The 12458-nt window shown below is 40.8% G+C and carries 10 protein-coding genes; 2 read left to right on the top strand and 8 right to left on the bottom strand.

Translation table 11 applies throughout. From position 1 onward, the window contains the following. Positions 1-15: 15 nt before the first annotated feature. The 6 genes from aroK to PSH54_RS03275 all read right to left on the bottom strand — a co-directional run bounded on the left by aroK (position 16) and on the right by PSH54_RS03275 (position 5563). Positions 16-534 (bottom strand): shikimate kinase AroK, encoded by a 519-nt coding sequence (gene aroK / locus PSH54_RS03300; RefSeq protein WP_004589350.1) that lies wholly within the window; start codon positions 532-534, stop codon positions 16-18. 184 nt (positions 535-718) lie between these two features. After that, positions 719-2809: a type IV pilus secretin PilQ gene (locus PSH54_RS03295; RefSeq protein ID WP_024032529.1), complete on the bottom strand. Its 2091-nt coding sequence runs from the start codon at positions 2807-2809 to the stop codon at positions 719-721. Further along, positions 2796-3332, bottom strand: coding sequence for a pilus assembly protein PilP (locus PSH54_RS03290; RefSeq protein ID WP_024032530.1), 537 nt, complete (start codon positions 3330-3332; stop codon positions 2796-2798). Before PSH54_RS03290 ends, PSH54_RS03295 begins: the two co-directional genes overlap by 14 nt. Continuing rightward, complete coding sequence (locus tag PSH54_RS03285; RefSeq protein WP_004589347.1) at positions 3329-3934, bottom strand: type 4a pilus biogenesis protein PilO; 606 nt, start codon at positions 3932-3934, stop codon at positions 3329-3331. The genes PSH54_RS03290 and PSH54_RS03285 overlap by 4 nt, the downstream gene beginning before the upstream one ends. Beyond that, a complete protein-coding gene (locus tag PSH54_RS03280) occupies positions 3924-4496 on the bottom strand; it encodes a PilN domain-containing protein (protein ID WP_024032531.1) in 573 nt (190 codons plus the stop codon). Before PSH54_RS03280 ends, PSH54_RS03285 begins: the two co-directional genes overlap by 11 nt. Then, a complete protein-coding gene (locus tag PSH54_RS03275; protein WP_004589345.1) occupies positions 4484-5563 on the bottom strand; it encodes a pilus assembly protein PilM in 1080 nt (359 codons plus the stop codon). The genes PSH54_RS03280 and PSH54_RS03275 overlap by 13 nt, the downstream gene beginning before the upstream one ends. 131 nt (positions 5564-5694) lie before the next feature. Between PSH54_RS03275 and PSH54_RS03270 the strand changes: the two genes are divergently transcribed. After that, the gene (locus PSH54_RS03270; RefSeq protein WP_273605477.1) at positions 5695-8211 is read left to right on the top strand and encodes a penicillin-binding protein 1A; all 2517 of its coding nucleotides are present in this window, start codon (positions 5695-5697) and stop codon (positions 8209-8211) included. Between the two features lie 54 nt (positions 8212-8265). On the opposite strand, the gene metL is transcribed toward PSH54_RS03270, so the two are convergent. Further along, positions 8266-10611 (bottom strand): bifunctional aspartate kinase/homoserine dehydrogenase II, encoded by a 2346-nt coding sequence (gene metL / locus PSH54_RS03265; RefSeq protein ID WP_273605476.1) that lies wholly within the window; start codon positions 10609-10611, stop codon positions 8266-8268. A 6-nt stretch (positions 10612-10617) separates the two neighbouring features. Further along, positions 10618-11865 (bottom strand): cystathionine gamma-synthase, encoded by a 1248-nt coding sequence (gene metB, locus PSH54_RS03260; RefSeq protein WP_273605475.1) that lies wholly within the window; start codon positions 11863-11865, stop codon positions 10618-10620. Positions 11866-12133: 268 nt separating this feature from the next. Between metB and metJ the strand changes: the two genes are divergently transcribed. Beyond that, positions 12134-12454 carry a met regulon transcriptional regulator MetJ gene (metJ, locus tag PSH54_RS03255; protein WP_004589341.1) on the top strand — a complete coding sequence of 107 codons (321 nt, stop codon included), beginning with the start codon at positions 12134-12136 and terminating at the stop codon, positions 12452-12454. Positions 12455-12458 lie beyond the last annotated feature (4 nt).

The raw sequence follows: 12458 nt of genomic DNA, 5'->3' as shown, positions 1-12458 counted from the left end.
CTTTATTATTGGTTTTTAAAAATCTAATTTCTCGATGATTTGGTTAGCAACAACTTTAGCGCTTTGCTCATCGGTGCGTACAACAAAATCGGCAACTTCTTTGTATAGTGGCTCGCGTTCTTCTGCTAAGCGCTCTAGTACATTACGAGGTGCTTCTTCAGTTTGCAGTAATGGGCGACGCTTGTCGCGTTGCGTGCGTGCAACTTGCTTTTCTATAGGTGTCTCTAGGTATACAACGATACCACGAGCCGAAAGCTTGTTTCGAACTTCTTTACTCATTACTGAACCACCACCGGTTGCAAGTACAATACCTTGCATTTCGGTTAAGTCGCCAATAACAGATTCTTCACGAAGTCTAAAGCCTTCTTCACCCTCAAGATCAAACACCCAGGCAATATCTGCACCGGTACGGCGTTCGATTTCTTGATCAGAATCGACAAATTCAAGGTGTAATTGGTCAGCGATGTGACGACCAATCGTGCTTTTGCCAGCCCCCATGGGGCCAACTAGAAATATATTACGTTTCTCAGCCATATCTTTTAGTACAAACGAACTCTAAAATTTGAAATAAAACCCCGCCTAACGACCTGGCCCCAAAATTAAGGAGGGGATTATCTCAGTAATTGGCCGGGTATTTCAAGTCTATTACAATAAAAAGCCATATAACGAGCAATTATTATCAATAAACACTCGTTGACGAACATAAAACCACTAAATTTTAGTCTATTTGTATTTTCGGTGTCACGAAAATAAGTAATTCACGTTTCTCATTAAACTCGCTGGTGCTCTTAAATAAGCGTCCAACATATGGAATATCACCAAGTACAGGTACTTTATTTGTGGTATTAATTATTTGCTGCTGAAAAATACCACCCAGCACAACGGTTTGGCCGTTATCAACCAGCACTTGTGTTTCAATTTGTTGAGTGTCTATCGAAACCGCTTCACCTGTTCCGGTTTGAACCGTTTCGCCACGAGTATCTTGTGTAATAACTAAGTCTAAAATAACTTTGTTATCAGGCGTTATATGCGGGGTAACCTCAAGGCTCAATACCGCTTTTTTAAAGCTTACAGTAGTAGCACCACTTGAGGCTGATTCGGTATAAGGGATTTCAGTACCTTGCTCAATACGTGCTTTTTGCTGATTAGCTGCTGTAATGCGCGGGCTCGCAATAATCTCACCTTTATTTTCTTCTTCTAAAGCACTTAGCTCTAAATCAATTAAAGTGCCATTAGCCAACTTAGCTATGTGTAAACCAATACTTGCCGCAGGGTTAGTAATAGGTAGGTTTACATTAAGACGGTCTGATAAATCAGGAATAGTGCCATTTGAGATAGACTCAGCTCCTTCAAGCGAGCCAGAGATACCATCACTATCTTGTTGATCACTAAATCCCCAACGCACGCCTAAATCTTCTGTGACGTTATCGCGCACTGTTACCATACGTGATTCAATAACAACCTGTTGCACTGGAATATCGAGTGTTTCAATCATACGACGAATACTTTCAATGCTCTTCGCTGTATCTTTAATAAGTAATGTATTGGTACGCTGGTCAACCGATACACTGCCTCGGGCAGAAATGATGCTGTTAGTGTCGGTTTTCAGTAAATCCGCAAAATCTTCAGCCTTAGCGTAGTTTAAACGAATATACTCACTGTAAAGCGGCTCTAAATCCTCGACCTTTTGTTTTGCTAATAAATCTTTAGCTTCACGTGCAGCGAGTTCTTCAGCTGGCGCAACCATCAATATAGAGCCATCCATACGCTTATCAAGGCCTTTAATACGCAGTACAACGTCTAAAGCCTGATCCCATGGAACGCCATCTAAACGAAGCGTAATATTGCCGGTTACGGAGTCACTCGTTACTAAGTTAAACTCGTTATAACCCGCTATGATTTGCAGTACAGCTCTAACCGAAATATCTTGGAAGTTTAAGGTCATTGGACGACCTTGATATTCTTTGCCGCCATCTAAATAGGCATTTTGCGTTTCATCTTTTTCAATGGTTAACGTTAAAATGTTATCTATTTGCTGGTAGGTAAAGGTAAAAGCAGCATTAGGCTCAATAACTACACGGCTTAAGCTATCTTCTTTAAAGGTCTCAATGGTACTTACTACAGTACCAAAATCTAGCACATCTAATTCATACAGTAAGTCGTCTAAAATATCTGTGTGATGAAACTCTGCAATTATTTTTCCACCACTTTCATGTACTTCTATTGCAGCTTGCGTGTCTTGTAAAAATACTAAAACTTTTGCTTCGCCTTTTTCACCACGACGAAAATCAATAGATTGAATCCGATTAATATAAGCGCTTGAGGCATCATAACTATTGCTGCTTTCATCAGAAGCTTGCTCAGTAAGCGGGTTATCAGATACGCGCAACGACACTAAGTTATTATTAACTTGTGTTTCGTATATTTTTAAACGCTCTAAATTTACCGTAACTTTTAAGCCTTGCTCTGTCAGTACGCTGCTTACACTGTTAATACCTGCGTGATCGACCGGCACATTTTCAAGACCCTGTTCTAGTTCTGCACCATCAAATAGCATTTCTATGCGCGCTGGTGTGTTGTGTACTTGAATTTTAGGTTGTTGTGTTAGCTCTTCGTCAAATACAAGTTGTAACTCTGTCTCGCCTTTTAGCAAGGGGTTATAACGTACATCATAAAGTAGCGGCGCTGCACTGGCTGTTTTTGCAACAAAAAGAGCCAATATGACAAATAACACCGTTTGAAAACGATGATGCCAAAGTACATCCTTATGCATGTGTGTTTTACCTTTTTTATTATTAATTTGCGCCATTATTTGCCGCCTCTAACATTTCCAATTTAGTCAGCCGCTCTTTCCAACAACCCGACCCATCAGGGATTAATTCAACTAGTTCTACATAATCACTACTTACAGACTTAACTTTACCGTCATACGTCCCTAAGTAATTATTTACCGTTACCCTATGCAGCGTTTCATCCGCTGCGGTGATCAGTGCCCACATTTGCCCGTTAGAGCCTAATGTACCTTTCATTGATAGGTTATCGAGCGGGTACTTTTCTAGTGGCTCTCTCACTCTATCAGGGTCAGGGTGTAAACAATTTTTAATTTGCGTTAGTTTATTTTGAATAATTTCAGGCTGCGGAGCCACAAAAGGACTACGTAACTGCGATGCATTATATTCAAAATGTTCAAACTGCGTTAATTCAGGTATTTCCTCAACTTTAGGCGTGGTGCTGGCCTTAACTTGGTCAATAAATTCTTTTTGCTCCGACGTATCGTCGTTACAACCTGCCAACAATAAAACTGATAATGATAATAAAGGGACTAATCTCACTTTTTAACCCCTTCTTCATAACGATATGTTTTTGCTACCACACTGAATGTTAGTTGCTTTTCGCCAGATGATACAATCGAAAAGTCGTGTAAACTTACAATTCGTGGTAATTGGGCTACTTTTCCTACAAATTCACCAAATTCATGGTAAGTGCCTATTACTTCAATTTTTATTGGCAGCTCAGTATAAAACTCTTTTTCGACTTCAGGTAACCAGCCAATTTTCAAAAATGTTAAACCGCTAGTAGTACCTACATAAGATAAATCGTCTAACAGGCCTGGGGTTTCATTTGAGGTAGGTAATCGCTTTAGTAGTTGTGAAAACTTATCTTCCATTTCAACCATTTGCTGGCGGTATATATCAAGCTTACTAGCTACGGCATACTTTGTTCTGTAGGTACTGCGCAGCTCTACTTCTTTAGCTACCGCGCTGTGATAGCTGTCTATTTCATCAGATACCAATAGGCTGTAACTAAAAAACAACACTAAACCGGCTATAAATAAGCAACAAATTGCTTTTACCGCAACGGGCCACTCGCCAATGTTGTCGAGCTCAATTTCATTCCAATCTATTTCATTTAAGGCTTTTAAATCAAGGTTCATCACTTACCTCACCAATTTCATCAAATGGTTTTACGTAAAACTCCATATTAAAATCACTGAGTAACCGTGATGTTTGATCGCCTGCCACAATGCCTTGCATGGTAGGTCTTTCTAATAAATATGAGCCTTGCACCTGACGCAGCATAGTAGATAAACGATTATTTGATTCACTGCGCCCTAGCACATGTATTTGACTGCCGCGGCGCTCAAGCTTAGTTAAATACACGCCTTGAGGAACAATTTTAGCTACTTCGTCCATAATTTGAGTACCTAAATTACGGCTGCTTTGTAGCTCTTCAATTAATCGCATACGTTGTTGTAAATTTTCTTTTCGCTTATCAAGATTTCTAATTTCACTGATTTTTTTATCAAGCATGCTGATTTCTGAGCTTAAATAATTATTTTTTAAATTTTGGCCATCTTTTAAACCCGCGTAAAAAGAGCTAAGTAAGTACATACTTGCAAAACAGCCAATAACAACCGCAACTAAAATTGTTATAAATTTCTTTTTTGATTCTTCACGCTGTAGCTCTCGCCACGGCAATAGATTTATATGTGGCATGATGAAAAGCTCCTTAATGCCAAACCAGTAGCAATTGCAAACTGCGTTCTATTTCGCTGCATTACATTTCTGTCTACTTTTGGCGAAACTTCCATATTTGCAAATGGTTCAGCCACCACAGCATGAATACCTAGCTCTTCAATTAACAACCTATCTAAACCGTCAATCATCGATGTACCGCCGGTTAGCACAATATAATCTACTTGATCTTTACCTGTGGTTGTTAAAAACATTTGTACCGCACGGCGCACTTGTTGCAATAATGATGTTTGAAACGGTGCCAGCACTTCAAAAGTATAATTAGGGGGTAAGTCACCCGTTGTTTTGCCTATTTCAGCCTCATCAAAGCCTTTATTATAGTAAGACACAATGCTGTTAGTGTATTGGTCGCCACCAAACACTTGGTCACGGGTATAAATTGTTTCACCTGCTTGAACAACACTGACCAGCATTAAAACAGCGCCAATATCTACCACCGCAACACACTTATTAAAGGCGTCACTTGGTAATTGCTGATAATACACATCCATTGCTCTACTTAACGCATAGCTTTCAACATCAACCACTTTAGCGGTTAAGTTTGCCGCCTCAAGTGCGCCCACACGGGCTTCAACACTTTCTGTACGTGCAGCAGATAACAGCACATTCATTTTACTCGGATCGGCTTCGTTGGTAGAGAGCTTTTCAAAATCTAAACTCACTTCATCAAGGGGGTAAGGTATTAAGCTGTCAGCTTCTATTTCAATTTGCGACTCTAATTCAGCGTCGCTTAATGAAACATCCATAAAAATAACTTTAGTGATAACGGTTTGCCCTGATACAGCCACTGCCGCTGATTTTAAAGATTTTGGTAGTTTTCTTTTTAATTTTGTAATTATGTTACCAATTGCTTCAATATCCTGAATAGAGCGCTCGCTCATTGCGCCTTTTGGCATAGGTTCAATTGCAAGTGCTTCTAGTCGAAATCCCGTTTCAATTTCACTTAAAAGCACTGCTTTGATAGAGTGCGATCCGATATCAATTCCGACCATCGCAGTGGATGGCTTTTGAAATAGTTGACTTAGCATGTTTGCAACTTGACCTTTGTTTTAATAATAAACAAGTTATAATTTTTTTAGTAAAAAATATTATTCATTTTTTAATCAATATATACTAGCAGTCTAAACTCGCAATTGGGAGTCCATTTAGGGAAATATAAGTGATTTTATTAAAACGAACATTACAATTTTTTATCATTTGCACGTTATTTGGTCTGATCACTTTAATCAGCCTTTATTATTACGTTAAACCTGATATCCCCAGTGTGCAAGTTTTAAAAGACGTGCAATTACAAACCCCTATGCAAGTCTTTACAAAAGATGGACTCTTAATTAATCAATTTGGTGAAAAACGCCGCATTCCCGTCACTATAGACGAAATCCCCCAACCTTTAATTGATGCTTTTTTAGCAACAGAAGACAACCGTTTTTATGACCATATTGGTATAGACCCTATTGGTATTGTCCGCTCTGCTATTGTGTTAATTTCAACAGGTGAGAAAAAACAAGGCGCGAGTACTATTACTATGCAGCTTGCTCGTAACTTCTTTTTAACACGAGAAAAAGCGTATATTCGTAAAGTTAAAGAGATTTTTATAGCTCTACATATTGAAAGTGTATTAACTAAAGACGAAATTCTTGAGCTGTATCTTAATAAAATAGAACTAGGTAATCGTGCATTTGGTATTGGTGCTGCTGCTCAAGTTTACTATGGCAAAGAGCTAAAAGACCTCACTCTTGCACAAATGGCAATGATTGCCGGCTTACCTAAAGCCCCTTCGGCGCTTAACCCAATTCGTAACCCAATTAGAGCTAAAGCACGCCGTAATGTAGTGCTTGGTCGCTTGCTTACTGAAAACTATATTACGCAAAAACAATACAACGATGCGGCTAACCAGCCTATCACTGCTTATTTTCACGGTGCTGAAATAGACCTTTACGCCCCTTATATCTCTGAGATGGTTCGTGCTGAGATGGTTGAGCGCTACGGTGTAGAAAAAGCATATAACTCTGGATTTAAGATATTTACCTCTGTGGAGTCTAAAGTTCAAAAGGCTGCGCAAACAGCTTTAGTTAATAATTTACATAACTACGATATGCGTCATGGCTTTCGTGGGCCTGTAGACGTGTTGTGGGATCCAGAAACACAGCCCGCCTTAACTGAGCAGCAAATTATAGAAAAGCTAAAACCTGTTAAAGAAATAGCTGATTTGCATGCTGGCGTGGTGTTAAATGTGGCAGAGAAAACTGCTGACGTTATTTTAAAAAATGGCCAGCGCACCACACTTGATTGGGATAATTTAAAATGGGCGCGCAAATACATTACTCGCTACCGCCAAAGTTTTGCCCCTAAAGCCGCTACTGACATTCTTACCCCTGGCATGCAAATATGGCTGCGTAAAAATAACGACGACAGTTACCTACTAAGCCAAATACCAGAAGCTGCCAGTGCACTTGTTTCACTCGACCCACAAGATGGTCGTATTAAAGCTATAGTAGGCGGTTACAGTTTTGAGCAAAGCCAATACAACCGAGCGGTACAAGCTAAACGCCAAGTTGGCTCTAATATTAAACCCTTTATATATTCTGCTGCGCTCGAAAATGGCTATACATTGGCCTCTATTTTAAACGACGCGCCAATAAACCAGTGGGATAAAAGTTTAGGTGTAGCGTGGCGACCAAAAAACAGCCCAGCAGTTTATAATGGCCCTATACGTATTCGCCGTGCACTTGCGCAATCTAAAAACGTTATTTCTGTGCGCTTACTTCGCGGTGTAGGGTTACAACGCACCGCCGATCACTTGCTTAAGTTTGGTTTTAAAGATGCTGATATTAACCGCAGTGAATCGTTAGCATTAGGGAGTGCATCAATCACGCCATTAGAGCTTGCTCGCGGCATGAGCGCATTTGCTAATGGCGGTCACTTAATTGAACCTTACTTTATATCTGAAATTCAAGATGCCTATGGCAATGTACTATTTAAAGCAAACCCAGCTCTTGCTTGCGATGAAGACGAGCTATTACCCGCCTCTCAAGCAATGGATAGCTTTGCCAACAATAACCTAGATACCGACATAACAGATGATACAGCCACGCAACCACGTTGTGCACCACGTGTTATTTCAAAGCAAAATGCTTTTTTAATTGCTGAAGCAATGCACAGCGCAGTATGGGGTGGCGGTAGCTGGACCCATAAAACAGGCTGGAGCGGGACAGGTTGGCGTGCGCAAGCATTAGATAGACGCGATCTATCGGGTAAAACAGGCACAACCAATGACTCTGTTGATACTTGGTTTAGCGGCTTTAACCGCAATGTAGTAACGTCTGTATGGGTTGGTTTTGACAACCCAGGTAACTCGTTAGGACGCTCAACCTATAATAACAACCTAGATAGCAGTCAAATCTCTGGTGCTGAATCGGGCGCCAAAACGGCACAGCCTGCTTGGGTTGATTTTATGAAAGTGGCGCTTGAGGGCACACCAGAGGCGCCAATAGAGCCTCCTGAAGGACTAGTTTCAATTCGTATCGATTTAAAAACAGGTCTGTTAAGTCATAAAAACGACTACACCAGTCGCTTTGAATATTTTGAAAAAGGCACTGCACCTACAAAATATGTGCTGTCTCAGCCAACTGATATTTTTGAAGAAGATACAAAAACAGAAGAAGAGTTATTCTAAAAACAAAAACGGCAGCTTACACAAGCTGCCGTTTTACTATTAATATTTGCTGCGCTATTTTAAGTTTTTAACTAACCAATATAAATCAGAGTGCACTCCCGCGGCGGTCACTTCTTTGCCTGCCCCTGGGCCTTGTATTACTAAGGCGTTTTCGTTGTACCACTGGCTATTAATAACAAAGATATTATCGCCTGGTGTTAAGTTAGCTAAGGCGTCCCCTTTAGGCGCGTAAGTTATACCTACCTTCGCCGATACTTTACCCTGCTCTAATGCCAATAAACCGGTATACCTAAGTACAGCATCTTGAGCATTTGCCGCATCGGCATGGTGTTTAATAAAGGCATTTAGCTTATCTTTATTCGCTAAAAAGTCATCCCATGAACCTTGGGCTAACTCATCAGGCATTAATGCTTGTAAGCTTATATCATTTAAATCTAATTCAATGCCAAGCTCGCGTGCAAGTATCAGCAATTTACGTTGCATATCGCGGCCCGATAAATCCTCGCGAGGATCAGGCTCTGTAAAGCCCATTTTTTGCGCTTCTAGAACAAGGTCAGAAAATGCCACACTGCCATCGTACTTACTGCATAGCCACGAGAGTGTGCCCGAGAAAACACCTTCAATACGGGTAATTTTATCGCCACTATTTTGTAAATCGGCCAACGCAAAGTTAATTGGCAACCCTGCCCCTACACTGGTGTTGTAGCGCCAATGCAAATTACGCTCGCTAATACTTTGGCGCAGCGCGTTATACCAATTTGATGCAGCAGTGCCTGCGTACTTGTTAGCACTTATTAAATGGCAGTCTCGCTCAACAAAGTCGGTGTATAATTGGCTAAATTGCTCGCTTGCCGTTATATCAACAACAACTTTGTGCTCGTAATCAAGTTCGTTTAATGCACTTAATAAATCCGTCTGCTCATAAGCAACGGCATTATGCTGCCATTGTTTTTTCCACTGTCCGAGTGTAATACCCGAGGCATTAAATAGCATATGTTGCGAGCGAATTAAGCCAACTAGCTTAATACTATAATCGCCCGACAATCGTTTAAATTGAGCATCTAGCTGGCTTAAAAATTCATCGCCTACATTACCTAAGCCAGCCACAACCAGGGCAACTTCTTGGCCTTTATTAATTAATTTTTCGTGCAATAAACTAAGTACATCGCTTTCTATTAACTGATCCGTTAACAGCAATGTATAGCCTGTATCTTGATGAATAAAACGAGGGTGAATACTTTGCTGATTTAAAACCTCAGCCGCTAATGTACTTAGTGTGTAAACATCTTGCGTAGGTGCAACCACCGCGCAGCCATTTAAATTAGACTCGCTTATATTTGCTCGCCCAGCAAAATAACTCACTACTTGATGCGTTGCACCTGCGGGCACAACTAAGTATGTATCGCCGTTGTGTATAAAATGATGAAGGCTGTGCTGAATAAGCTGGCTAACATGCGCCACTTCACCCGCGTTAAGGCCTTCAACGAGCAGTAAATCAACGTTTTGTAATGTAGTAATAAACCGTTTTTGCTTAGCTTTGCCTTGTTTTACAATATCGGTAGGGGCAGTTTGCACATCAAAACTACTACGTACAGCCAGTTTAATATTACTGTTTTTTAAAGGCGAAAGCGTTTTAGCATGTAAAACAGGGTTACCCAATCGAGCTAATAAGTTAGCTTGTTCACGGCACACCTTGTTGTACTTAATCGCCTTTTCAACTTTACGTGGGTCAGCACTAAATACCCCTGGCGTATCAGTCCAAATACATACATTTTGTGCGTCGCAATAATTGGCTAATAAGGTGGCGCTGTAATCACTGCCATTGCGCCCAAGCGTAACTGTTTTACCATCAGCACTTGCTGCGATAAACCCTGTTACTACGTTAATTTTATTTGCATCAATAACTTGGCTGCATTGCTGTTTGTTTTGCGCATGCAAAAGCTCCCCGCTTGTTACACTAAACAGCGCTCTAGCATCATGAGCACACGCTTGAATGTTTAATTGCGTTAAATAGGCTGCCAATAATCGCGCAGACCACAGCTCACCATGCGCCAGTAAGGCCGCCTCTTGCAACTGCTGCTTGCTGGCTTGCTCCGCTACATCACTTAGCTCTTGCGCTAACACAGCTAAAGCCGTGTGTTTAGCATCGGCTTTTAATAACTCTTCAATTAATGCCGTTTGGTGATTACTCAATTGCAGCAAAATATCAGCCACAGCTTGCTTATCTTGTTGTTGATAACTTTGCCACAGCGAAACCAATGTATCGGTGGTTTTACCCGCAGCAGATACAACCACGCAATCGCCAGGCTGTGTGTGGCCAATAATTATTTTTGCCACACTTTGATAGCGCTCGCCCGAGCTTAAGCTCGAGCCGCCAAATTTATGTACACTGTTTACCATACTCAATCACCACAAAGCTGGATGAGCAGCCTGCTGCTTTACATCACCATTGGCATTGCCTGCAGCTTTACCAACACGCCCTACATTTTTATTTTGACCAGGTTTAACTAAGTTAAATACACGTTCAAAATCAGCCAGTAGGTCTTCTACATCTTCAATACCGACCGAAATACGAATTAGCGTATCGCCCACACCCGCCTCTAAACGTGCTTGAGCTTCCATACCTGCGTGAGTCATGGTCGCAGGATGACAAATTAAACTCTCAACCCCACCTAACGATTCTGCTAAGCTAAATTCTTTAAGGCTTGTTAAAAACGCCGCAGCATCATTCACATCGCCTTTAATATCAAAACTAACCATACCGCCAAACCCAAGCTGTTGGGCTTTAGCAAGCGCATGTTGAGGATGCGATTCAAGGCCTGGGTAGTAAACTTGGCTAACATACTCAGAGCTTTCTAGGTATTTAGCAATTGCCAGGGCATTTTCTTGGTGCTGTTTTAAACGCACATTTAAAGTACGTAAACCACGTAACGTTAAATAGCTATCAAATGGTGCGCCGGTAATACCAATGTTATTGGCCCACCAAGCAAGCTCATCACCAAGCTCTTGTGTTGCAGCAACAACTGCACCGCCTACAACATCAGAATGGCCGTTTATATATTTAGTGGTTGAGTGCACAACAATGTCTACGCCAAACTTAATTGGGTTTTGTAATGCCGGTGATAAAAAGGTGTTATCGGCGGCCACTAATGCACCGCACTGTTTTGCTATATCCGTCACGGCTTTAATATCAGTTAGGCGCAGCACAGGGTTACTTGGTGTTTCTATCCAAATTAATTTAGGTTTAATGGTTAAAATTTGTTCTAGGCTTTCTGGTTTAGTTAAATCAAGCACTTTAAGTTTAAGCAAGCCGCGCTTTTCTAACGACGTAAATAAACGGTAGCTGCCGCCATAACAATCGTGAGGAATAACCAATGTATCATCGTTATTTAATAACTGTGTGGCTAAGTGCACTGCTGCCATGCCCGTAGCAGTAATAATTCCGCGTGCGCCACCTTCAAGCTCTGCTAGAGTGTCAGCTAAAATATCGCGATTAGGATTACCACTGCGTCCATAGTCGTATGCGCGCTTAGTATCAAAACCGGCAAACGAATAAGTCGTCGATAAATAAATTGGCGGTACAACGGCGCCATGATGTTTATCGGCATCAACCCCATTTCGTACAGCAATGGTTGCTTTGTTTTTTTCGCTCATATTCGTCACCTGATTAATTTGGATGTTTAGACGTCTAAAAGAGTAAGTTATCCATTATAATAAGTCAAAGCTTTTAAAGCTCTAGATGGCTAAAAATAACAGATGTGTAAAACTTCAATGAGGCTGTGTTTACTATTACAGCCAGCTTATTAAGATAGATTGCTATCTATTATTTGACTATCTTTTTTAAAACGATAGAATTTCACGCATATTTACACGCTTTTTACGCCGTGTGAGAAATTAATAATCTGAGGCAACGATACATCTTATGGCTAAATGGAATGGTGAGTATATTCACCCATACGCAGAACACGGGAAAAAATCAGAGCAAGTTAAAAAGATCACCGTTTCGATCCCGCTAAATGTATTAAAAGTATTAACTGATGAGCGTACACGTCGTCAAATAAACAACCTGCGTCATGCAACAAACAGCGAGTTACTATGCGAAGCGTTTTTGCATGCCTTTACAGGCCAGCCATTACCTAATGATGATGACCTACGTAAAGATAACGCAGAAAAAGTACCTGAAGAAGTTAAAAAAATAATGCAAGAAATGGGTTTAGAAGTGCCTATTTTAGACGAAGAATAAAACG

The organism is Pseudoalteromonas sp. Angola-30 (genome assembly GCF_028599215.1).
GTDB lineage: Bacteria > Pseudomonadota > Gammaproteobacteria > Enterobacterales > Alteromonadaceae > Pseudoalteromonas > Pseudoalteromonas atlantica.
The sequence above is the reverse complement of the archived record's forward strand: the minus strand, read 5'-3'. Positions and strand labels throughout refer to the sequence as shown.

Bases quoted from the DNA above. Each gene is read 5' to 3' on its own strand.
- metB (WP_273605475.1), bottom strand. From the start codon at position 11,865: ATGAGCGAAAAAAACAAAGCAACCATTGCTGTACGAAATGGGGTTGAT.
- aroK (WP_004589350.1), bottom strand. From the start codon at position 534: ATGGCTGAGAAACGTAATATATTTCTAGTTGGCCCCATGGGGGCTGGC.
- PSH54_RS03275 (WP_004589345.1), bottom strand. From the start codon at position 5,563: ATGCTAAGTCAACTATTTCAAAAGCCATCCACTGCGATGGTCGGAATT.
- metJ (WP_004589341.1), top strand. From the start codon at position 12,134: ATGGCTAAATGGAATGGTGAGTATATTCACCCATACGCAGAACACGGG.
- PSH54_RS03295 (WP_024032529.1), bottom strand. From the start codon at position 2,809: ATGGCGCAAATTAATAATAAAAAAGGTAAAACACACATGCATAAGGAT.
- PSH54_RS03285 (WP_004589347.1), bottom strand. From the start codon at position 3,934: ATGAACCTTGATTTAAAAGCCTTAAATGAAATAGATTGGAATGAAATT.
- PSH54_RS03280 (WP_024032531.1), bottom strand. From the start codon at position 4,496: ATGCCACATATAAATCTATTGCCGTGGCGAGAGCTACAGCGTGAAGAA.
- metL (WP_273605476.1), bottom strand. From the start codon at position 10,611: ATGGTAAACAGTGTACATAAATTTGGCGGCTCGAGCTTAAGCTCGGGC.